This is a genomic window from Gryllotalpicola ginsengisoli DSM 22003 (assembly GCF_000419445.1).
Taxonomy (GTDB): Bacteria; Actinomycetota; Actinomycetes; order Actinomycetales; family Microbacteriaceae; genus Gryllotalpicola; species Gryllotalpicola ginsengisoli.
In genome coordinates this window covers 76,142-96,492 of record NZ_AULK01000005.1, presented here as the reverse complement: position 1 = coordinate 96,492, position 20,351 = coordinate 76,142, and the positions used below count along the sequence as shown (strand labels likewise).

Below are 20,351 nucleotides of genomic sequence, written 5' to 3'. Positions count from 1 at the left end.
CGGGACGCGTGCGCCTAGTGCGCGAGCCGGGCGAGGAACCGCCGGGTGCGTTCCTCACGGGGGTGGTCGAAGAACTCGTCCGGCGCGCCCTGCTCGACGATCACCCCGCCGTCGAGGAACACGACGCGGTCTGCGACGTCGCGGGCGAACGCCATCTCGTGGGTGGCCATCACGATCGTCGCCCCCTGCTCCTTGAGCGAGCGCACGAGGTCGAGCACCTCGCCCACGAGTTCCGGGTCGAGTGCGCTCGTGATCTCGTCGAGAAGCAGCAGCGCGGGGTCCGTGGCCAGCGCCCGGGCGATGGCGACGCGCTGCTGCTGGCCCCCGGAGAGCCGGTCGGGGTACTCCCGCGCCTTGTCCGCCAACCCGATGCGGGTCAGCAGGCGCAGGCCGCGGCCGGCGGCATCCGTCTTGCCCATCTTGTGCACGTGCCGGGCGGCGAGCGTGACGTTGTCGATCACGCGCAGGTGCGGGAAGAGGTTGTAGTGCTGGAAGACGACCCCGATGCGGCTGCGCACCCGGTCGGCGTCGACGCGCGGATCGCTGATGTCGTCGCCGGCGAGCACGATGCGGCCGTCGTCGATCTGCTCGAGCAGATTGATGCAGCGCAGCAGGGTGGACTTGCCCGATCCGCTCGCGCCGACCAGCACGACCACCTCGTGCTCGGCCACGTCGAGGTCGACGCCGCGCAGCACTTCCTGCCCGGCGAAGGACTTGCGGATGCCCTCCAGCCGCAGCAGCGGGCTCATACGATGCTGCCCATCTGCTCGCGGCGCTGGAGCCGGGCCGAGTACCAGTCGGTGAGCCGGATCATGGGGATGGCCAGCACCACGAACATCAGGCCGGCCAGCAGGTAGGGCGTGAAGTTGAAGCTGAGCGAGGTCTCGATCTGCGCGCTGCGCACGGCGTCGACGGCGCCGAGCACGGAGATCAGGCCGACATCCTTCTGCAGCGAGACGAAGTCGTTCATCAGCGCCGGCGTCACCTTGCGCAGCGCCTGAGGCAGCAGCACCAGGCGCAGGGTCTGGCCGTAGCTGAGCCCCAGTGCGCGAGCAGCGAGGCGCTGAGACGGATGCACCGCCTCAAGGCCGGCGCGGAACACCTCGCTCACATACGCCGTGTAGGTGACCACGAGGGCGAGGGTGCCCCAGAACTCGGCCGGCAGCCGCGGGAAGAACCCGAGCGCGGGGATGCCGAAGCCGACCAGGTACAGCACGATGATGAGCGGCATGCCGCGGAACAGGTCGGTGTAGCCCGTCATCAGCAGCCGCACCGGCAGGAACACCGCACCGCGCAGGGTGCGCAGCGCCGAGACGATCACGCTGAAGAGCAGGATCACCACCGCCGAGGTCAGCAGCACCCGGATGTTCAGCCAGATGCCCTGCAGCACCCGGGGGAACGCCTCGCGGGCCTCGCCGAGGTCGAAGAAGGTGCTGCGCACCACCGGCCAGCCCGGGGTGAGGCTGAGCCCGACGACGACGAGCGCGGCGAACACGAGCGTCGAGGCGATGCCGACCCACACCGAGCGGCGGGCTCGTCCGGCGCGGTAGCGGCGCCGCTCGAGCTCGAGGGCGGAGACGGTCACCTGCACAAGCTACTTGAGAATCGGGGCGTTGCCCTCGCTGTTCAGCCACTGCGCCTGCAGCTTGTCGAGGGTGCCGTCGGCCCTCAGCTCGTCGACCGCCTTGCTCACCTTCGCCGTCAGCGGGCTGTCCTTGGCGAGGACGAGACCGAACTGGTCGCCCTTCTCGCCGGACACCGTCGGCAACTGGCCGACGATCGCGCCGTCGTCGAGCTCGGAGCTCGTGATGTAGAACGCGGTCGGCAGGTCGACGACGATCGCATCGACCTGCTTCGCCTTGAGGGCGGCGACGGCGTCGTCGTTGCTGTTGAAGACCTGCACGCCCTTCGTCGGCTTGATCTCCTGCTCCGCCTCGGTGAAGCTCGTCGTGCCGGTCTGCGCGCCGATCAGCAGGTCTTTCAGCCCGGCCAGCGTCGTGACGCCGTCGGCCTTGCTGCCGGCGTAGGTGATGACCACCTGGCTCGTCTCGTAGTAGGGGCTCGAGAAGTCGACGGCCTTCTTCCGCTCGTCCGTGATCGAGAACTGCTGGATGTTGAAGTCGAAGTCCTTCGGCCCCGGGGCGATCGCCTGGTCGAAGGTGTCGCGCACCCACACCACGTCCGACTTCGTGAAGCCCAGCTTGTCGGCCACGGCGTACGCGACGGCCGCCTCGAAGCCCTTGCCGGACTGGGGCTTGTCGTCGATCACCCACGGCGCGTAGGCCGGTTCCGACGTTCCGATGGTGAGTTTGCCGGGAGTGACGTAGCCGGAATCGGAAGAGCCGGCGGTCTTCTGCACGTCGGAGGAGGACGACGAGCAGGCGGAGAGGACGAGGGTCGCGGCGACGGCGAGCGCGGCGACGGCGGCGAGGCGGGTGCGTGCGGACATGCACTAAGAATGCCGTGCGGCCGGGGCATCCGTGTTCGTCTGTGGCATCGCGTTACGCCGGTCGCGCGCGTTGTGCGCGTCGACGGCACGGCGAGCGGATGCCACGAGCGCGGCGTCGATCGTCAGGTGGTCCCGCTCGCGCCGCTTGGCGGAGAGGTGCACGGCGGCCGCGCCGGCGGCCAGAAGCGTGGGGATCGTGGCCGCGGTGACGCCGCCCCCGGCCATGATCTCGATGCCGGGCGCCGCCTGCGCCATCGCGGCGATGACGGCGGCGCCCTCGCCGGCCGCCTCGTGGCCGCCGGAGGTGAGGATGCGCGCAGGCCGCAGCGCGGAGTGTGCGAGATCTGCGGCCGCCCGCACGGGGTCGCGGCTCGCGTCGATGGCGCGGTGCACCGTGATCTCGACGTCGCGCACCGTAAGCGCGGCGTCGGCGACGGCCCGGGTCGCGTCGAGATCGAGCCCGCCGTCGGGGGTGAGCGCGCCGATCACGACGCCCGCCGCGCCGGCCCGCACGACGGCCGCCGCCTCGGCGCGCATCAGCGCGACCTCGTCGGCGTCGTAGACGAAGTCGCCGGCGCGGCAGCGCACCAGCACGTGCGTCTCGGCGCACGCCTCGAGCGTCTGCTCGACGAGCGCCTGCGAGGGGGTCACCCCGCCGAGCTCGAGCGCCGCGCTCAGCTCGACGCGGTCGGCGCCGTGCTGCACGGCGATCCGGGCCGCGTGCGGCGCGGCGACCGCGATCTCGAGCCGCGCCGTCATTCGTCGTCGCCCGTGAGCGGCGCGTTCGAGGCGGGGATGAGCCGCGCGTGCAGCTCCGGTTCGAAGTCGGCCGGGTCGAACGGCACCAGCGGCCGACGGATGCGGCGATGCCCGAGGCGCACCAGATCCTGGTCCACTCCGCCGGGGGTGAGCGCGATCATCCAGCCCCGCGCCATGTCGTAGAGCTCCGGCTCGAGGTATCCGATCTTCACGACGACCACGTCCGCGCGCCGCGGGTCGAGGTCCAGCGCCCTGAAGTCGCTCTCGAGGTGATACGGCTTGCGCGCTCGCGTGAGGATCACGTGCAGGCCGCCGATGCGCAGCACCGCCTCGACCTCGGCGTCCGGGTCGCCGTGACGGATGCTGTGCACGACGCCGGTCAGCGTGACCGGTCCCTCGTGCGTGTCGTCGACGGCGGCACCGGCAGTGACGGTCACCTGCGCACCGACGCCGGCGGCCTCGATGACGGGGATCGCCTCGGGTGCCGGCAGCGACGCGTAGATGACCGTGCGCCCCTCGGCGGTGAGCTCGGGCGTCTCGAGCAGCCGGGCGAGAGTCCACGTCACATCGCCTGCGCCGCCGGCCGTCGGGTTGTCGCCGCTGTCGCTGATGAAGTAAGGCCGGGCAGCGGAGGCCAGGGCCGCCGCCACGCACTCGTCCAGAGTGCCGGTCGGAGCCGCGAACGCGAAGTCGTCGCGCGCGTCCCAGAACGCGCGGGCGAGCCGCTGCGCGCCCGCCGTCACGGCGACCTCGTCGTCGCCGGTGACCACGGTGACCGCCCGGTTGCGCGGCTCGTCGGCCCAGGCGTAGCCGACCCAGATCGCGGCGTCGAGCACACCCGGCTCGGCCTCGACCTCGGCGACCTGCGCGTAGACGCCTGCCGCGGGCTCGACCCTGGTCGAGGTCTTCTCGCCGGGCAGCAGCACCGGGATCGGGATCCACGCCTTGAGCGGCCGGCCGCTCCCGGCCCGCAGGCGCTCGAAGAGATTGCGCACGCCGCGCTCCTTGGTCTCCAGCGCGTCCTCGTGCGGGGCCGTCCGATAGCACGTGATCAGGTCGGTCAGATGCGCGAGCTCGCGGCTCACGTTGCCGTGCAGGTCCATCGTCGTCGAGACCAGCACGTCGGGGCCCACGGCGTCGCGGATGCGCCGCAGCAGCACCGCTTCCGCGTCGTCGACGCCCTCGACCGTCATCGCGCCGTGGATGTCGTACCACAGCCCGTCGAGCGGGGGCAGCGCGGCCAGGCGCTCGATCAGCTCGACGGACAGCTCGCGGAACGCGGCGGCGGTCACGATGCCGCCGGGCAGCGCCTTGCCCACGAGCGCCGGACGCCACTCGGCCGCCGAGCGCAGCGGCGTGCCCTCGCCGAGGAAGCCCGCATAGCGGTCGAGGATATCGCCGCCGCGCAGCGGGTGGAACGCGCTCGCCTCGGTGCGCGCCGGCGAGAAGGTGCTCGACTCGATGCCGAGGCCGGCGATCGCGATGCGGGGCAGCGGCGTCACGCGGGTGCCCGCTCGTACTGCACGTGCACGGCGCGGTCGGTGAACCCGAGCGACCGGTACAGGTGCACGGCCGCCGCGTTGTCGCCCTCCACGTAGAGCTCCGCGGAGGTGCAACCCCGTTCGCGCAATCGCTGCAGCCCACGGTTCATCAGCTTGCGCCCGAGCCCGCGCCCCGCCGCCTCCGGGGCGACGCCGATCACGTAGATCTCGCCCTCGGTGCCGCCCGGTTCGACCTTCAGCCAGTTGAAGCCGATCATCGTGCCGTCCGCGTCGCGGGCGACGAGGAAGTCCGCGGGGTCGAACCACGGCTCCGCCATCCGCTGGTCGAGGTCGGCGCGGGTGAGGCGGCCCTGTTCGGGATGCCGGGCGAACACGCGCGCGTTGAGCGCGAGCCACCCGTCCTCGTCGGCGCCCGGCCGGAACGCGTCGATCGTCACCTCGCCCGGGGCTGCTTCCGGTGCTACGGCCGGCGTGCCGGAGGCCGGGGCGGCGCGATCCGCGGGCGGATCCGCGAACACCAGCTCGAGCTCGAGCAGGGTGCGGACGGCGCGGAACCCGAAGCGGCGGGCGAGCGACCGGGCGGCGGGGTGGTCGCCGTGCGACCACGCGGTCAGTCGCCCGTCGCCGGCACGCTCGAGCAGGTGCTGCGCGGCGTCGGCCCCGAACCCGCGCGTGCGGAACTCCGGTGCGATGTGCAGATCGAGCTCGCCGCCGCCCAGCACGGCGCTGCCGACGACGTCGTCCTCGGGAGTTCTGCGCACCGCGAAGAGCCGCCGCGCGCCGCGCGCCACGTCGAACCGCGTCTGCTCGTCGAACGGTGCGACGAGCGGGCCCGCGGCCGAGGCATCCGTCGCCACCAGGCGGACCCGGGCGGTCACTGCCCTTCTTCGAACACGTTGAAGCGGTAGCCCACGTTGCGCACCGTGCCGATGAGCGACTCGCTGTCGCCGAGCTTCGCGCGCAGGCGCCGCACGTGCACGTCCACGGTGCGGGTGCCGCCGAAGTAGTCGTAGCCCCACACCTCCGAGAGCAGCTGCTCACGGGTGAAGACGCGGCTGGGGTGGGTGGCGAGGAAGCGCAGCAGCTCGAACTCCTTGAAGGTGAGGTCGAGCGGGCGCCCGTGCACCTTCGCCGAATACGACGCCTCGTCGATCGTGACGCCCGAGGTCTGGATCTTCGACTGCTGCGAGTCCTGCTGCCGCCGGTCGATGGCGAGACGGATGCGCGCATCCACCTCCGCCGGACCCGCGTCGGCCAGCACGACGTCGGTCACGCCCCAATCGGCGTTCACCGCGGGCAGGCCGCCCTCGGTCAGCACGAGCAGGAGCGGCACGGTGGATCCGGTCGTCGTGAGCAGCTTGCTCAGCGACTTCGCCCCGACGAGGTCGCGGCGGGCGTCGACGAAGATGAGGTCGCTGCTCGGCGCGCTCACGAGCGCCGACGCCTCGGCGGGAATCGTGCGCGTGCGGTGGTTGAGCAGCCCCAGAGCGGGCAGCACATCCTGATCCTGGGCAGACGTCAGGATCAGCAGTTGCGCCATGTGACCTCCAGGACCATTCGGATAGCGGGAATCCTAGCGGAACCGCACCGGCGCCCTTTTCCCGCGGCCTTCCGAATCCGCGGCATCATGGGGGCATGACGACGGAATCGCTTCCTCGCGCCGCGGCCAAAGGCACGGTCTCCGCAGTGTGGGCGTTCGCCCTCGTCGCATCCGTGCTGATCGGCGTGCTGTCGCCTTCCGAGCACGACGGCGCGTGGCTGAGCCTCGCCGGCGCGGCGTCGATCGTGCTCACCCTCGGCATCCAGCTCGCCACGAAGGAGAAGCGCGGATTCGTGCACCGCCTCGCCTCCTCGATCAGCGGCGCCGTGGTGATCCTCGCCCTCGCGACCGGGGTCATAGCTCTGATTCGGTGACCGGCACGCGTAGGCTGGGCTCATGCTTCTGACCCTGGAACTCGTCTTCGTCGCACTGCTGGGACTGGCCGGGCTGGCGATCGCGGGCACCGCGGTGCTCGTGGTCTACAACCTGTTCCGCGGCCAGCACTGACCGCGCGGCAGCCCATGATCGAGCTTCCCGTCGGCCTGCCCGCCGAGCTCGTCCCGCTCTCCTGGCTGATCGGAGTGTGGGAAGGCACGGGGGTGCTGGACTACAAGATCGGCGAAGACCATGTGCAGCGCGAGTTCGGGCAGCGCATCAGCTTCAGCCACGACGGGCTGCCGTACCTCAACTACACCTCGTACACCTGGGTGCTCGACGACGAGCACACGCCGCTGGTCGCCGAGACCGGCTACTGGCGGCTCTCCCGCCCGCAGACCGAGGGCGATCCGGGCCCCGGAATGCTTCCCGGCGTCGGGGAGCGGCCGTTCACGGACGCGGAGGCCGTCGAGACCCTCCGCAACGAGTCGAACGGATTCGACATCGAGGTCTCGCTCGTCCACCCCGACGGCGTCTCCGAGGTCTACCTCGGACAGGTGAAGGGGCCGCGCATCGACCTCTCCACCGATGCCGTGATGCGCACCGCCGGCGCGAAGGAGTACTCGGCGGCGACCCGTCTCTACGGTCTCGTCGAGGGACATCTGCTGTGGGCATGGGACATCGCGGCGCTGGGGCAGCAGCTGCGCACGCACGCCTCGGCGCGGCTGGCGAAGGTCGATTGACGCAATGCCTGAGCCGTTCCTCTCCCTTCCCGGTGCGGTCGCCGTGCCCGACGGCCCCGACGCGGGGGTGCCGTGGCACTACGGCAACCCGCTCGGCGAGCAGCGCCGGCTCGACGAGGGCCGGGCGGTGGCGCTGCTGGCGCGTGCCGTGCTCACGGTCTCTGGCCCCGACCGGCTGAGCTGGCTCAACTCGATCACCAGCCAGCAACTGCTCGGCCTCGCGCCGGGAGCGTCGTCCGAGACGCTCGTGCTCGACCCGACCGGCCGCATCGAGCACGCGGTGCGCCTCGTCGATGACGGGGAGCGGCTGTGGCTGCTCGTGGACGCGCCTCAGGCCGCGGGGCTGCTCGACTTCCTGAACGGCATGCGCTTCATGCTGCGCGTCGAGCCGGAGGACGTCACCGACCGCTACGCGGTGATCGGCTCCACCGCCCCCTTGGCCTCCATTCGCGCCGCGCGCGAGTCGGCCGGCGGAGGCGACGCCGCGCCGGTCGGCCCGGGCGTGCAGCGCACCGCGCCGGCCGACTCGCCGGTGGAGCCGGCGAATGGAGACCGCATCACCTGGCAGGACCCGTGGTCCCACGTCGCCTCAGGCGGCCACCAGTACCACGAGGGTCCGCACCCGGGGGAGGAGTGGCGCTGGTTCGAGACGGTGGTCGAGCGGGCCGAGCTCGACGAGCTCGCGGCCCTCGCGGCATCCGATCGCCTGGGCGTCGCCGGCGTCGCGGCGGCCGAGGCGCTGCGCATCGCCGCCTGGCGCCCGCGGTTCGCCACCGAGGTGGACGAGCGCTCGATCCCGCACGAGCTCGACTGGCTGCGCAGCGCGGTGCACCTCGAGAAGGGCTGCTACCGCGGTCAGGAGACGGTGGCGAAGGTGCACAACCTCGGGCATCCGCCGCGCCGGCTCGTGCAGTTGGACCTGGACGGGTCCGACGCCGTGCTGCCGGGCAGCGGCGCCGAGGTCGTGACCACCGACGGCGCGGTCGTGGGCGAGGTGACGTCGAGTGCCGTGCACCACGAGTACGGCCCGATCGCGCTCGCCGTGATCAAGCGCACGGTCGATCCGGCCGCCGGGCTGCGCGTGCGCGCAGACGATGCCGAGGTCGCCGCGGCCCAGCAGGTCATCGTCCCGCCCACCGCCGGCGCCGCCGCCGACGTGCCGCGCATGCCGCGCCTCGGCGCCGTGCACCGCCCTCGCCGGTCCGCGTGAGAGCCCGCGCCCGCGAGTGGTTGGGCGCGTCGTCGCGTCGCCTGACCGCCTCGCTTCCCGCGATCGGCCAAGTCTCCGTCGCGGCGATGGCGGCGTTCGCCGTCGCGCACTGGGGTCTCGGCCATCGCACCCCGCTGCTGTCGATCACGGTGGCGGTCGCCGCGCTCGGCTTCACCCGAGACGCGCGCCCGGTGCGCGTGCTGCGCACCGCCGTCGGCATGACGGTCGGCATCCTGCTCGCCGAACTCGAGCTGACGCTGTTCGGGGTCGGTTTCTGGCAACTGGCGCTGATCACGGTGGCGTCTCTCGCGACCGCCCGGTTCTTCTCCTCCGAGGCCGGGTTCCCGGCGACCGTGCTCGTGCAGTCGATGCTCGTGCTGCTGGTGCCGAGCCCCGTCGGCGGCCCGTTCACGCGCACCGTCGACGGCCTCATCGGCGGCGCGGTCGCGCTGCTCGCGACGGCCCTGCTGCCGCGGGACCCCCGCCGCGAGGCGAGCCGCGACGCCCGCCGCTCGCTCGACCAGTTCGACCAGGCGCTGCAGACGCTCGTCGCCGCCGTACGCCGCGGCGATTCGCCGCTCGCCGCCCGCGCCCTCGAGCTCGCGCGCACCTCGCAGCCGCATACGGATGCGTGGGCCGCGAGCCTCGACTCGGCGCTCTCTGTCGCGCGGCTCTCCCCGTTCCTGCGGCGCTACCTGCCCGAGCTCGAGTCGCAGCGCGTGATGCACCAGGCGATGGACCTCGCCTGGCGCAACCTGCGCGTCGTCACCCGGCGCGCGGAGTATCTCGTGCACGACGGCGTCGCGCGCCCCGAGGTCGCCGACGCGCTCGCCCAGCTCGAACTCGGCGTGGGCCTGCTGCGCGCCTCGCTCGACGACGTGGCACAGCTTCCCGCGGCACGTCACGCATTCATCGCGGTGGTGCGCCGGCTCGTGCCCGACGTGCTGATCCCCCGCGGCTCCGCCCGCGAGAAGGGGCTCGTGCTCGCGCTGCATCCGCTGCTGGTCGACCTGCTGTGCGCGACGGGCATGCCCGTGGCCGATGCGCGCGCCCAGCTGCCGGCGCTCTGACTGCCTGCGCTGCGGGCGCTCAGCTCGGGGCGACGGCCGACCACGGCACGGTCACCTCGCCGAGCCGCCACCGCGCGCGGCCGCCGATGATCGGCCAGCCCTCGTCGCGCAGCGCCGACACCGCGCCGATCCAGCGCTGTTGCACGCCGTAGGGCGCGAGCACGGATGCCTTGCGCCAGGCCCCCTCGAGCGCCGCCAGCCACTCGTGCACCCGCTCGCCCGGAACGTTGCGGTGGATGAGCGCCTTGGGCAGCCGCTCAGCGACGATCGCCGGCGTCTCGAGCTGCGCCAGGCGCAGGGATACGGTGAACCGCTGCGGGCCGGCCGGAGTCAGGTCGACCCAGGAGCACACCCGGCCCAGCTCGTCGCAGGTGCCTTCGACGAGCAGGCCGCCGGGTTCGAGCCGCTCCGTCATCCGCGCCCAGGCGCCTGCGACGTCGCCTTCGGCGTACTGCCGCAGCACGTTGAACGCGCGGATGACGGTCGCCCCCCGCCGCCCGGCCGGCAGCGGCACCTCGAACCCGCCCCGCTCGAATGACACGGCCGCCGCGGGCGCGAACGCCGTCGCACCGGAGCGCACCGCGGCGAGCTGCTCCCGCGCCACCGCCACCCGAGCCGGATCGATCTCGAGACCGAGCACCGAGACATCCGATCTCACCCGGGAAAGCCGCGACCACAACTCGAGCGTGGTGACCCCGCTGCCGCCGTAGCCCAGGTCGACCACCAGGGGCGCCGCCGCCCGCGTGAACTCGGGCCGGTGCGCGATCCAGCGGTCGACGCGGCGCAGCCGGTTCGTGCCCGTCGTTCCCCGCGTGATCGCCCCGACCGGCTTCGAGGGCCCGACCGGCTTGGCGGGAGAGGACGGACGACCCATGACGACAGTTAACCGCGCTCGATAGGCTTGGAGGCATGAGCGAGCCGTACACCCTGATCCTCCTGCGCCATGGCAACAGCGAATGGAACGCGAAGAATCTCTTCACCGGGTGGGTCGACGTGCGGCTGAGCCCCCAGGGCATCGAAGAGGCCAAGCACGCGGGCGAGCTGATCAAGGCGGCGGGCCTCGAGCCCGACATCCTCTACACGAGCGTGCTGTCGCGCGCCATCCAGACCGCGGACTACGCCCTCGACACCGCCGACCGGCTCTGGATCCCCGTCAAGCGCAGCTGGCGCCTGAATGAGCGCCACTACGGCGCCCTGCAGGGCAAGGACAAGGCGCAGACCCTCGCAGAGTTCGGCGAGGAACAGTTCATGATCTGGCGCCGCAGCTTCGACGTTCCTCCGCCCGAGTTGCCGGACGACGCCGAGTGGTCGCAGGCCGGCGACCCGCGTTACGCCGACATCGACGGCGAGCTGCCGCGCACGGAGGCGCTGAAGAACGTCATCGATCGGATGCTGCCCTACTGGTTCAGCGACATCACCGTCTCCCTCGCCGAGGGCAAGACGGTCCTCGTCACCGCCCACGGCAACTCGCTGCGCGCCCTCGTGAAGCACCTCGACCGCATCGGCGACGACGAGATCGCCGCCCTGAACATCCCCACCGGCATCCCGCTGGTGTACCGCATCGGCGAGGACTTCATGCCGGTCGGCCCCGGCGAGTACCTCGACCCCGAGGCGGCGGCCGCGGGCGCCGCAGCGGTCGCCGCGCAGGGCAAGAAGTAGCCGCTCGCGCGGCGCGGTCTCCGAGGGACCCTTCGTCGTCGGTCTCTAACGGGTGTCTTCGGGGACCCAGTCGCCGGTCGCCAGGTACTGCACCTTCTTGGCGATCGACGCCGCGTGGTCGGCGAAGCGCTCGAAGAAGCGCGAGGCGAGCGTGACGTCCACGGTCTGCTCGGCTTCGCCCGACCAGCCGGCGCCGAGCACATTGTCGAACACGCTGCGGTGCAGCGCGTCGACCGAGGCGTCCTGCGCGATGAGCTGATCGCCCAGCGCGACGTCCTGGGTGCGCAGCAACTGGGTCAGCAGCTCGGCCATGTGCACGTCTTCGGCCGCCATCTGCACGAACGTGTCGCGCAGCGCGTCGGGGGCGACGTGGTTGGGGTAGCGGCGGCGGGCCAGCTGCGCGATGTGCCGGGCGAGGTCGCCCATGCGCTCGAGCGACGCGCTCATGCGCAGCGCGCTGACCACGATGCGCAGGTCGCGCGCGACCGGGGTCTGCCGGTACAGGATCTCGATCGACAGCTCGTCGAGCTCGACCGCGAGCTCGTCGATCGTCGGGTCGGCGGCGATCACCTTGTCGGCGAGTGCCACGTCCGAGGTGTTGAAGGCGGTGGAGGCATCGCGGATCGAGTCGAGGACGAGCTCGGAGATCTCGACGAGGCGGTCCTGCACCTCAGCCAGCTCCTGCTGGAAAACTTCGCGCATAAAGTCGTGCTTCCTTGAGATTCGGTATACGCACGCGGGGTCGGCCCGGGTCGCCCCAGACCTCGGTATCCTCACGGCGGGCAGTGAACGGGCGGTGCCCGGCACCTGAACAGTTCTTAAAGTACCCGTTGGATGGGCGGCTCCCGCAAGGCCGACGGCCGAGGGGCGCGTCACCGCCTATATACGCTGGGGTCATGCACTACTCGGCCTGGCTGGTGCTTCTGGCACTGGCGATCGGCCTCGTCATCGGCGGCGGATTCGTGGAGGTGCTGACTCTTGCCGCCCGCCGCAGCCACCGCGCCGTGCAGGTTTCCAGCCGGCAGGTGCCCGACGGGGTCGACCAGGTGCTCGACGCGATGGAGTCGGCCGGAATCGTCGTGGACCCGTCGCTGAACGTGGTGAAGGCGTCGGCGAAGGCCTTCGCCCTGGCGCTGGTCTCGGGCGGGCACCTCGCCTTCTCCGAACTCGTCGAGGTCGCCGAGCAGGTGCGGCGCACCGGTGAGCCGCTCGACCGAGAGTTCGAACTGCAGCGCGGCAGGTTCAAGGACGCGACGGTCCGCGTGCACGTCCGCGCAACCGTCCTCGGCAGCCGCTTCGTGCTGATGCTCATCGACGACCGCACCGAGTCCTACCGGCTCGAAGCGGTGCGCCGGGACTTCGTCGCGAACATCAGCCATGAACTGAAGACGCCCATCGGCGCGATCGGCCTGCTGTCCGAGGCGCTGCAGACCGCCGCCGACGACCCCGAGCAGGTGCGCATGTTCGCCGACCGGCTGACGGCCGAATCCGCTCGCATCGCGCGCCTCACCCAGGACATCATCGAATTGTCGCGGCTGCAGGCCGTCGATGCCGTCGCCAACGCGGAGCCCGTCGAGATCGACCACGTCATCGCGGCGGCGGTCGACCAGAACCGCGTGGGCGCCGACGCGCACGCCATCTCCCTCGTGACCGGCGAACCCAGCGGTGCCGTCGTGTACGGGGACGAGCGGCTGCTCGTCACCGCCGTGGACAACCTCATCTCCAACGCGATCCGCTATTCGCCCGACGGCTCGCGCGTCGGCATCGGCTCCCGCGTGGACGACGGCGTGGTCGAGATCGCCGTGACCGACCAGGGTGAGGGCATCCCCGAGGCCGACCAGGCCCGCATCTTCGAGCGGTTCTTCCGCGTCGATCAGGCCCGCAGCCGCGCCACCGGCGGCACGGGCCTCGGACTTTCCATCGTCAAGCATGCCGTGCAGAATCACGGCGGCGATGTGCGCGTGTGGTCGCAGCCCGGCATGGGCTCGACCTTCACCATCCGGTTGCCCGAAGCCGACCGTCCGGCCACCGCGTTGGCCCGACTCCGAGGAGAAGAGAACCAGTGACCCGCCTGCTGCTCGTCGAAGACGAGCCGTCGCTTTCCGCCCCGCTCGCCTTCCTCCTGCGCCGCGAGGGCTATGAGGTGGACGTCGCCGAGACCGGTCCCGACGCCCTGGCCGCGTTCGACCGCGACGGCGCCGACCTCATTCTGCTCGACCTGATGCTGCCCGGCATGCCCGGCACGGAGGTGTGCCGCGAGATCCGCGGCCGCTCCAACGTGCCGATCATCATGCTCACGGCCAAGGACTCCGAGGTCGACATCGTGGTGGGGCTCGAGCTCGGCGCCGACGACTACGTCACCAAGCCGTATTCGAGCAGGGAGCTGCTCGCGCGCATCCGTGCCGTGCTGCGGCGACGGGTCGAGCCGGACGTCATCGACGACGGCGTGCTCGAGGTCGGCGACGTGCGCATGGACGTCGACCGCCACACCGTGACGGTGAAGGGGGTCGACACCCCCATGCCGCTGAAGGAGTTCGAGCTGCTCGAACTCCTGCTGCGCAACGCCGGCCGCGTGCTCACCCGCGGCCAGCTGATCGACCGGGTCTGGGGCAGCGACTACTTCGGTGACACCAAGACGCTGGACGTGCACATCAAGCGCATCCGCAGCCGGATCGAGCCGAACCCCTCCGAGCCGCGCATGCTCGTCACCGTGCGCGGGCTCGGCTACCGCTTCGAGAGCGAGTAGCGGCGGAGACGAGAAGGGGCGGATGCTGCGCGCATCCGCCCCTTCATCATGTCGAGTGTCAGCCGCCGGCCGTCTCGGTCGCGGTCGGCGTCGGCGTCGAGGTCTCGGACGGCGTCGGGGTCGCCGTCTGCACGGGGGTCGGCGTCACCGTCTCGTTGATCTGGAAGTCGGAGGTCAGCACCGGCAGCTTCAGGTTCGCCCCGGTCTCGGTGCCGTAGCTGAAGTAGACGGGAAAGAGCGAGCCGGGGGCGGCGTCGAGGTCGTTCCACTGCACCCGGGTCGCGTTGCCGAGCACGGCGGTCGTGCCGGCGGGGATCGTGACGGTCTGGTCATCGGCGGCCCGCGCATCGGGCTGCACCGTGACGGTCTGCGCTTTGCTGCTGGAGTTGACCAGGGTGGCGACGAGGTTGACCGATTCGCCTTCGGCCACGAGGTACGCGTTGCGGATGTCGACCTTGCCGACCTGGCCCTCGACACCGAAGGAGGTCGACTCGGTGATCTTGGTGGTCTCCTGCGGAGCGATCAGGTTGCAGCCTGCGGTGCCCAACATGATGCCCGTGGCCAGAATGACCGATGCCGCGACACGCGCCTTCACCAATGACCTCCGTACCTGTGCAGCCGGGCGGCCGGGGTGTCGGCCGGCAGGGTCCGGATGCGGTTCGAGTTTAGCGTATGCCCCGAGCGGGATCCGGGCGCCGGCGGGGCCCGGGAGGCCGCTTCGGGGCCCGCCCGGCCGGAGTCGAGATTGCCTCGCCGTGATAGACTGGGCGTTGCTGAAGGGACTGACATCTATGCTTTTCGAGGTTGGCGAAACCGTCGTTTACCCCCACCACGGTGCAGCAACGATCACCGAGGTCAAGAAACGAATCATCAAGGGTGAAGAGAAGGTCTACCTCAAGCTCAATGTCACTCAGGGGGATCTGACCATCGAGGTGCCGGCGGAGAATGTCGACCTCGTCGGCGTGCGAGACGTGATCGGCAAGGAGGGCCTCGACCGCGTGTTCGAGGTGCTGCGCGCCCCGTTCACCGAGGAGCCGACGAACTGGAGCCGCCGTTACAAGGCGAACCTCGAGAAGCTCGCCTCCGGTGACGTCATCAAGGTGTCCGAGGTCGTGCGCGACCTGTGGCGCCGCGACCAGGACCGCGGCCTGTCGGCCGGCGAGAAGCGCATGCTCGCCAAGGCGCGCCAGATCCTCGTCTCCGAGCTGGCCCTGGCCGAGAAGACCGACGAGGAGCAGGCGTCGAGCGTGCTCGACGAGGTCCTGGCCTCCTAGTTCCGGCACCGGCCACGGCGTCCATGACAGCCCGCCGCGTCGCCGTGATCGTGGTCGCCGCCGGAAGCGGCACCCGTCTCGGCGCTGACCTGCCGAAGGCGTTCGTTCCGCTGGCCGGCCGCACCATCCTCGAGCACGCCTTGCATTCCGTCGCGGGAATGGCCCGCACTCCCCACGTCGTGGTCGTCGCGCCCGGTCATCTGCTGGCCGAGGCGCGCACCGTGCTCGAGCGCGTGATCGGTTCGGGCGACGTGGTTCCGGGAGGCGCGACGCGTCAGGCATCCGTCGCCGCCGGGCTCGCCCTGATCGGCGACGCGGAGATCGTGCTCGTGCACGACGCGGCCCGGGCGCTCGCGCCCGCCGAGTTGTTCGACCGCGTCGTCGACGCCGTCGAGCGGACGGGGGCCGGCGCCGTGCCGGGTATGCCGGTCGCCGACACGATCAAGCGCACGGATGCCTCGGGCGCGATCCTCGACACGGTCGACCGGGACACCCTGGCCGCCGTGCAGACGCCGCAGGGGTTCCCCGCCGACCAGCTGATCGCCGCATACGCCGCCGCGGGCCGCAGCGTCACCGACGACGCGCAGCTGATCGCCGACGCGGGGCACCCCGCCCACGTCGTGCCCGGCGACCCGCTGGCGTTCAAGATCACCACGGCGTGGGACCTGCACCGCGCGGAGGAGCTGCTCAGGGAGGCATCCGTGACCCGCATCGGCGTCGGCACCGACACGCACGCGTTCAGCGACGACCCCGCGGCACCGCTCTGGGTGGCGTGTCTGGAGTGGCCGGGGGAGCGCGGACTCTCCGGGCACAGCGACGGGGACCCGGTGGCGCACGCGATCGTCGACGCGCTGCTGTCGGCGGCCGGGCTCGGCGACATCGGCGGCGTCTTCGGCACGAGCGACCTCCGCTTCGCCGGCGCCCACGGCGACGTGTTCCTCTCCGAGACCCGGAGACTGCTCACGGAAGCCGGCTGGCGCATCGAGAACGTCTCGGTCCAGTTGATCGGCAACCGCCCGCGCTTCGCGCCGCGCAAGGCGGAGGCCGACGCGGTCCTCTCGGAACTGCTCGGAGCGCCCGTGGCGGTGACGGCCACCACCACCGACGGCCTCGGCTTCACCGGCCGCGGCGAAGGCCTCGCTGCGATCGCCACGGCCCTCCTCACCCGCTGAATCCCGACCCGGCCGACGTGCAGCGGGGCCACCGTAAACTCTCTGAAGTGACCATTCGCCTCTACGACACCAAGGCCCAGGCCTTGCGCGACTTCGTTCCCCTCGTCGACGGGGCGGTCGGTCTCTACGTGTGCGGCCCGACGGTGCAGTCGTCGCCGCACATCGGTCATGTGCGCTCGGCCCTCGTCTACGACATCATGCGGCGCTGGTTCGACCACCGGGGGCTGACCGTGACGATGGTGCGCAATGTCACCGACATCGACGACAAGGTGCTCGCGAACGCGGCCGAGGCGCAGCAGGCGGGCAGCCGCGAGCAGTGGTGGGCGCTCGCGTACCGCGTGGAACTGGAGTTCGCGGCGGCCTACCGCGCCCTCGGCATCCTGCCGCCGAGCTACGAGCCGCGGGCGACGGCGAGCATCCCCCAGATGCACGCCCTCATCGAGCGGCTCATCTCCGCCGGCCACGCGTACCCGGCAGCGGATGGCTCGGGCGACGTGTACTTCGACGTGCGCAGCTACGCCCCCTACGGAGCGCTCAGCCGGCAGTCGATCGACGACATGCAGGATGCGGCCGATGCCGATCCGCGGGGGAAACGCGACCCCCGCGACTTCGCGCTGTGGAAGGGACGCAAGGAGGGAGAACCCGAGTCGGCGACGTGGGACAGCCCGTGGGGCCCCGGCCGGCCCGGGTGGCACATCGAGTGCTCGGCGATGTCCTCGCGCTACCTGGGGCCCGAGTTCGACATCCACGGCGGCGGGGTCGACCTGCGCTTCCCGCACCACGAGAACGAGCTGGCACAGTCGACCGCGGCCGGCGACGGCTTCGCGCGGTATTGGGTGCACAACGGCGCCGTGAACATCAACGGGCAGAAGATGTCGAAGTCGCTGGGCAACTCGGTGTTCGTCGGCGAGCTGCTGGCATCCGTCTCACCCCTCGTCCTGCGGTACGCGCTCGGGCAGGCCCACTACCGGTCCACGATCGACTACACGGATCGCTCGCTGGCTGAGGCCGAGGCTGCCGTGGAGCGCATCGAGGGCTTCCTCGTGCGCAGCGGCCGGCGGCTCGAGGGCACCCGGTTCCGCTCCGCGGAGGAACTCGTCATCCCCGAGGAGTTCGCCGAGGCGATGGACGACGACCTGTCGGTGCCGCAGGCCCTCGCTGTGCTGCACGACACCGTGCGGGAGGGCAACACGGCGCTGGACGCCGAGGACTTGCACGGTGTCGCGGTCGCCCGCGGCCGGGTGCGGGCGATGACGCGCGTGCTGGGCATCGATCCGCTCGCGCCCGAGTGGCGCCATCCGCAGGACGTCGAGTTGCAGGGCGCCCTGGAGGCGCTCATCACCCGCATGCTCGACGATCGCCAGGCGGCGCGAGCGGCGAAGGATTTCGCGGTCGCCGACCGCATCCGTGACGAGCTCGTCGCGGCCGGAATCACGATCGAGGACACCCCGACGGGTGCACAGTGGTCGATCAATGGAGACTGAGCGAGGGCGATGATGGCTGGCAAGCCGCGCGGCGGAGCCGTGCGCAAAGTAAAAAAGGGCTCGGTCGGCAAGGGATCGGGCGGTCAGGGGCGCCAGGCGCTCGAGGGCAAGGGCCCGACGCCGAAGGCGGAGGACCGTGAGTACCACCCCGCCTACCGTAAGAAGATGCTCGCCGAGCGCGCGGCGTCGAAGCGCAAGCCGGTGCAGAATCCCCGCTCGAACACCGGCGGCGGGTCCGTGCGGCGGGCGAAGGGCGACGACAGCGAGCTCGTGACGGGCCGCAACTCGGTCGTCGAGGCGCTGCGCGCCAAGATCCCCGCCTCCACGCTGTACCTCGCCGCCCGCACCGAGATGGACGACCGGGTCAAAGAGGCGCTTTCCGCCGCGACGCACCGCGGCATCCCCGTGCTCGAGGTGATGCGGCCGGAACTCGACCGCATGGCCGGCCGCGACGCCGTGCACCAGGGCATCGCGCTCAAGGTGCCGCCGTACGAGTACGCGCACCCGGTCGAACTGCTCGACGAGGTGCTGCGCAAGGGCCAGACCCCGCTGTTCGTCGCGCTGGACGGCGTCACGGATCCGCGCAACCTCGGCGCGATCATCCGCTCGACGGCCGCGTTCGGCGGTCAGGGCGTGATCGTGCCGCAGCGCCGCTCGGCCGGGGTGAACTCGGCCGCGTGGAAGACCTCGGCGGGCGCGGCGGCGCGCACCCCGGTGGCGATGGCGCCGAACCTCACGCAGACGCTGAAGGAGTTCAAGAAGCAGGGCGTCTTCGTCATCGGCCTCGACGGCGGCGGTGACACCGAGCTGTACGACCTCGAGCTGGCCGACCGCCCGATCGTCGTCGTCGTGGGCAGTGAGGGCAAGGGGCTCTCGCGCATCGTGACGGAGACCTGCGACGCGATCGTGTCGATCCCGATCGAGAGCATCGAGTCGCTCAACGCCTCGGTCGCGGCATCCGTCGCCCTCTACGAGGTCTCGAAGCTGCGCAGCCAGGCCGCGCGCGGCTAGCGTTCGCTCGGGGCCGGCTCGTCTTCCAGCGTCGCGTCTCCCGCCTCGAGCACGGGCAGGGTGATCGTCTCGGTCGGCGGGGCGATCACGGTCGCCTCGTCGCGGCGGTGCCGCAGCACGTTGTCGATGTAGCTCGTGAGCGCCTCGGCGAGCGGGACGTCGCGCTTCTGCTCCTGTGAGATGTACCAGCGGTGCTCGAGCAGCTGGTGGAACACCTCTGCCGGCTCGAGCTTGCCGCGCAACTCGGCCGGGATCGCCCGCACCACCGGCTCGAACACCCGGATCAGCCACTCGTGGGCGATCGCCTCCTCGTCGGCGCCGGCGCGCTTGTGCGTGGCCGCGTAGGAGTCCAGGTCGTTCAGCAGGCGCCTGGCCTGGTTCTCGCCGGTGTCGAGCCCGGTGAGGCGCAGCAGGCGGCGCTGATGGTGGCCGGCGTCGACCACCTTCGGCTGGATGCGCACGGTGGTGCCCGCCTCATCGGTGCGGATGGCGAGCTCCTCGATGTCGAAGCCGAGCTCGTTGAGCCGCCGCACGCGCTCGTTGATGCGCCACCGTTCGCTCGCGTCGAAGGTCTCCGAGACGGTGAGCTCCTTCCAGAGCTCGCGGTACTTCTCGATGATGCCGCTTGAGACCTCGACCGGGTCGAGTTCCTCGGCGGCGCGGCCGCCGGCCTCGAGATCCATCAGTTCGCCGGCGATGTTGACCCGCGCGATCTCGAGGTCGTTCTCGCGTTGGCCGTTCGACAGCCCGCCTTCATACAGCTGGCCGGTCTCGGCGTCGACGAGATAGGCGGCGAACGCGCCCGCATCGCGCCGGAACAGGGTGTTCGACAGCGACACGTCGCCCCAGTAGAAGCCCGCGATGTGCAGGCGCACGAGCAGCACGGCGAGCGCGTCGACGAGGCGGGTGGCGGTGTCCGGCCGCAGGGTCTGCGAGAACAGCGCCCGGTAGGGCAGAGAGAACTTGAGGTGGCGGGTGACCAGCACCGGCTTCAGCGGCTCCCCGTGCGCGTCCGTCCGGTTGGAGATGATCGCGACCGGCTCGACGCAGGGGATGTCCAGGCGCTGGAGGGTGCGCAGCAGTTCGTATTCCTGACGCGCCATCTCGCCCGTGGTCTCCTTGACGGCGACGACATAGCCGGACAGGTTGGCGAAGCGCACGAGGTGGCGGCTGATGCCCTTGGGCAGTTGCGCGATGTATTCGTTGGGCCACTCGTCGAGGGGGGTGTCCCACGGCAGGTCGAGCAGCGCGGGATCGACCGTCGCGGCGGTGATGTTCACGTAACCGGCCACAATTCCTCCAGCTCAAGAGAAGAGACGGATGCCCCGGGCGTGTGCCCGAGGCATCCGTCTGCTAC

Annotated in this window: 22 protein-coding genes; 11 read left to right on the top strand and 11 right to left on the bottom strand. The window is 71.3% G+C overall.

The features are described 5' to 3' along the window. Positions 1-14 precede the first annotated feature (14 nt). The 7 genes from H563_RS0110460 to H563_RS0110430 are packed head-to-tail and all read right to left on the bottom strand — an operon-like array spanning position 15 to position 6,250. Complete coding sequence (locus H563_RS0110460) at positions 15-749, bottom strand: amino acid ABC transporter ATP-binding protein (RefSeq protein WP_022882556.1); 735 nt, start codon at positions 747-749, stop codon at positions 15-17. Next, positions 746-1,591 carry an amino acid ABC transporter permease gene (locus H563_RS0110455; protein ID WP_022882555.1) on the bottom strand — a complete coding sequence of 282 codons (846 nt, stop codon included), beginning with the start codon at positions 1,589-1,591 and terminating at the stop codon, positions 746-748. Before H563_RS0110455 ends, H563_RS0110460 begins: the two co-directional genes overlap by 4 nt. Before the next feature lie 3 nt (positions 1,592-1,594). Next, positions 1,595-2,449 (bottom strand): ABC transporter substrate-binding protein, encoded by an 855-nt coding sequence (locus H563_RS0110450; protein WP_022882554.1) that lies wholly within the window; start codon positions 2,447-2,449, stop codon positions 1,595-1,597. Positions 2,450-2,452: 3 nt separating this feature from the next. Then, complete coding sequence (locus tag H563_RS16210) at positions 2,453-3,208, bottom strand: copper homeostasis protein CutC (RefSeq protein ID WP_022882553.1); 756 nt, start codon at positions 3,206-3,208, stop codon at positions 2,453-2,455. Next, positions 3,205-4,710, bottom strand: a complete 1,506-nt coding sequence (locus H563_RS0110440; protein WP_022882552.1) for a M81 family metallopeptidase — start codon at positions 4,708-4,710, stop codon at positions 3,205-3,207. The genes H563_RS16210 and H563_RS0110440 overlap by 4 nt, the downstream gene beginning before the upstream one ends. Continuing rightward, positions 4,707-5,588, bottom strand: coding sequence for a mycothiol synthase (mshD, locus tag H563_RS16205; protein WP_022882551.1), 882 nt, complete (start codon positions 5,586-5,588; stop codon positions 4,707-4,709). Before mshD ends, H563_RS0110440 begins: the two co-directional genes overlap by 4 nt. Next, on the bottom strand, positions 5,585-6,250 hold the full coding sequence (locus tag H563_RS0110430) for a response regulator transcription factor (RefSeq protein ID WP_022882550.1): 666 nt from the start codon (positions 6,248-6,250) through the stop codon (positions 5,585-5,587). Before H563_RS0110430 ends, mshD begins: the two co-directional genes overlap by 4 nt. Positions 6,251-6,345: 95 nt before the next feature. Here H563_RS0110430 and H563_RS16200 point away from each other — a divergent pair, with 95 nt between their 5' ends. The 4 genes from H563_RS16200 to H563_RS0110405 all read left to right on the top strand — a co-directional run bounded on the left by H563_RS16200 (position 6,346) and on the right by H563_RS0110405 (position 9,648). Further along, the gene (locus H563_RS16200) at positions 6,346-6,624 is read left to right on the top strand and encodes a hypothetical protein (protein WP_022882549.1); all 279 of its coding nucleotides are present in this window, start codon (positions 6,346-6,348) and stop codon (positions 6,622-6,624) included. A gap of 147 nt (positions 6,625-6,771) precedes the next feature. Beyond that, positions 6,772-7,368 (top strand): FABP family protein, encoded by a 597-nt coding sequence (locus H563_RS0110415; protein ID WP_022882547.1) that lies wholly within the window; start codon positions 6,772-6,774, stop codon positions 7,366-7,368. Positions 7,369-7,372: 4 nt separating this feature from the next. Continuing rightward, entirely contained in the window at positions 7,373-8,578 is a 1,206-nt protein-coding gene (ygfZ, locus tag H563_RS0110410) for a CAF17-like 4Fe-4S cluster assembly/insertion protein YgfZ (RefSeq protein ID WP_022882546.1), read from the top strand. Further along, positions 8,575-9,648 carry an FUSC family protein gene (locus H563_RS0110405; RefSeq protein WP_051142725.1) on the top strand — a complete coding sequence of 358 codons (1,074 nt, stop codon included), beginning with the start codon at positions 8,575-8,577 and terminating at the stop codon, positions 9,646-9,648. The genes ygfZ and H563_RS0110405 overlap by 4 nt, the downstream gene beginning before the upstream one ends. A gap of 19 nt (positions 9,649-9,667) precedes the next feature. Here H563_RS0110405 and H563_RS0110400 read toward each other — a convergent pair whose 3' ends face one another. Further along, on the bottom strand, positions 9,668-10,522 hold the full coding sequence (locus H563_RS0110400) for a methyltransferase domain-containing protein (RefSeq protein WP_022882545.1): 855 nt from the start codon (positions 10,520-10,522) through the stop codon (positions 9,668-9,670). Between the two features lie 35 nt (positions 10,523-10,557). Here H563_RS0110400 and H563_RS0110395 point away from each other — a divergent pair, with 35 nt between their 5' ends. Continuing rightward, positions 10,558-11,307, top strand: coding sequence for a phosphoglyceromutase (locus H563_RS0110395; RefSeq protein WP_022882544.1), 750 nt, complete (start codon positions 10,558-10,560; stop codon positions 11,305-11,307). 45 nt (positions 11,308-11,352) lie between these two features. Here H563_RS0110395 and phoU read toward each other — a convergent pair whose 3' ends face one another. Then, positions 11,353-12,009: a phosphate signaling complex protein PhoU gene (gene phoU, locus H563_RS0110390; protein ID WP_022882543.1), complete on the bottom strand. Its 657-nt coding sequence runs from the start codon at positions 12,007-12,009 to the stop codon at positions 11,353-11,355. 194 nt (positions 12,010-12,203) lie between these two features. Between phoU and H563_RS16195 the strand changes: the two genes are divergently transcribed. Further along, on the top strand, positions 12,204-13,373 hold the full coding sequence (locus H563_RS16195; protein ID WP_022882542.1) for a sensor histidine kinase: 1,170 nt from the start codon (positions 12,204-12,206) through the stop codon (positions 13,371-13,373). Beyond that, the gene (locus H563_RS0110380) at positions 13,370-14,053 is read left to right on the top strand and encodes a response regulator transcription factor (RefSeq protein ID WP_022882541.1); all 684 of its coding nucleotides are present in this window, start codon (positions 13,370-13,372) and stop codon (positions 14,051-14,053) included. Before H563_RS16195 ends, H563_RS0110380 begins: the two co-directional genes overlap by 4 nt. A gap of 58 nt (positions 14,054-14,111) precedes the next feature. Here H563_RS0110380 and H563_RS0110375 read toward each other — a convergent pair whose 3' ends face one another. Next, positions 14,112-14,648, bottom strand: coding sequence for a hypothetical protein (locus tag H563_RS0110375; RefSeq protein WP_022882540.1), 537 nt, complete (start codon positions 14,646-14,648; stop codon positions 14,112-14,114). 196 nt (positions 14,649-14,844) lie between these two features. Between H563_RS0110375 and H563_RS0110370 the strand changes: the two genes are divergently transcribed. The 4 genes from H563_RS0110370 to rlmB are packed head-to-tail and all read left to right on the top strand — an operon-like array spanning position 14,845 to position 18,994. After that, positions 14,845-15,327: a CarD family transcriptional regulator gene (locus tag H563_RS0110370; protein WP_022882539.1), complete on the top strand. Its 483-nt coding sequence runs from the start codon at positions 14,845-14,847 to the stop codon at positions 15,325-15,327. 23 nt (positions 15,328-15,350) lie between these two features. Then, positions 15,351-16,499 (top strand): 2-C-methyl-D-erythritol 4-phosphate cytidylyltransferase, encoded by a 1,149-nt coding sequence (ispD, locus tag H563_RS0110365; protein ID WP_022882538.1) that lies wholly within the window; start codon positions 15,351-15,353, stop codon positions 16,497-16,499. A 47-nt stretch (positions 16,500-16,546) separates the two neighbouring features. Further along, positions 16,547-17,983, top strand: coding sequence for a cysteine--tRNA ligase (gene cysS / locus H563_RS0110360; RefSeq protein ID WP_022882537.1), 1,437 nt, complete (start codon positions 16,547-16,549; stop codon positions 17,981-17,983). Between the two features lie 12 nt (positions 17,984-17,995). After that, positions 17,996-18,994: a 23S rRNA (guanosine(2251)-2'-O)-methyltransferase RlmB gene (rlmB, locus tag H563_RS0110355; RefSeq protein WP_027479328.1), complete on the top strand. Its 999-nt coding sequence runs from the start codon at positions 17,996-17,998 to the stop codon at positions 18,992-18,994. On the opposite strand, the gene H563_RS0110350 is transcribed toward rlmB, so the two are convergent. Next, the gene (locus H563_RS0110350; RefSeq protein ID WP_022882535.1) at positions 18,991-20,286 is read right to left on the bottom strand and encodes a DUF4032 domain-containing protein; all 1,296 of its coding nucleotides are present in this window, start codon (positions 20,284-20,286) and stop codon (positions 18,991-18,993) included. The genes rlmB and H563_RS0110350 overlap by 4 nt on opposite strands. Positions 20,287-20,351 lie beyond the last annotated feature (65 nt).

Excerpts from the sequence above, each read along its gene's own strand:
- H563_RS0110430 (WP_022882550.1), bottom strand. The coding sequence starts at position 6,250 with ATGGCGCAACTGCTGATCCTGACGTCTGCCCAGGATCAGGATGTGCTG.
- H563_RS16200 (WP_022882549.1), top strand. The coding sequence starts at position 6,346 with ATGACGACGGAATCGCTTCCTCGCGCCGCGGCCAAAGGCACGGTCTCC.
- H563_RS0110395 (WP_022882544.1), top strand. The coding sequence starts at position 10,558 with ATGAGCGAGCCGTACACCCTGATCCTCCTGCGCCATGGCAACAGCGAA.
- ispD (WP_022882538.1), top strand. The coding sequence starts at position 15,351 with ATGACAGCCCGCCGCGTCGCCGTGATCGTGGTCGCCGCCGGAAGCGGC.
- H563_RS0110400 (WP_022882545.1), bottom strand. The coding sequence starts at position 10,522 with ATGGGTCGTCCGTCCTCTCCCGCCAAGCCGGTCGGGCCCTCGAAGCCG.
- rlmB (WP_027479328.1), top strand. The coding sequence starts at position 17,996 with ATGGCTGGCAAGCCGCGCGGCGGAGCCGTGCGCAAAGTAAAAAAGGGC.
- phoU (WP_022882543.1), bottom strand. The coding sequence starts at position 12,009 with ATGCGCGAAGTTTTCCAGCAGGAGCTGGCTGAGGTGCAGGACCGCCTC.
- H563_RS0110370 (WP_022882539.1), top strand. The coding sequence starts at position 14,845 with ATGCTTTTCGAGGTTGGCGAAACCGTCGTTTACCCCCACCACGGTGCA.
- H563_RS0110450 (WP_022882554.1), bottom strand. The coding sequence starts at position 2,449 with ATGTCCGCACGCACCCGCCTCGCCGCCGTCGCCGCGCTCGCCGTCGCC.
- H563_RS16210 (WP_022882553.1), bottom strand. The coding sequence starts at position 3,208 with ATGACGGCGCGGCTCGAGATCGCGGTCGCCGCGCCGCACGCGGCCCGG.
- H563_RS0110460 (WP_022882556.1), bottom strand. The coding sequence starts at position 749 with ATGAGCCCGCTGCTGCGGCTGGAGGGCATCCGCAAGTCCTTCGCCGGG.
- H563_RS0110415 (WP_022882547.1), top strand. The coding sequence starts at position 6,772 with ATGATCGAGCTTCCCGTCGGCCTGCCCGCCGAGCTCGTCCCGCTCTCC.
- ygfZ (WP_022882546.1), top strand. The coding sequence starts at position 7,373 with ATGCCTGAGCCGTTCCTCTCCCTTCCCGGTGCGGTCGCCGTGCCCGAC.
- H563_RS16195 (WP_022882542.1), top strand. The coding sequence starts at position 12,204 with ATGCACTACTCGGCCTGGCTGGTGCTTCTGGCACTGGCGATCGGCCTC.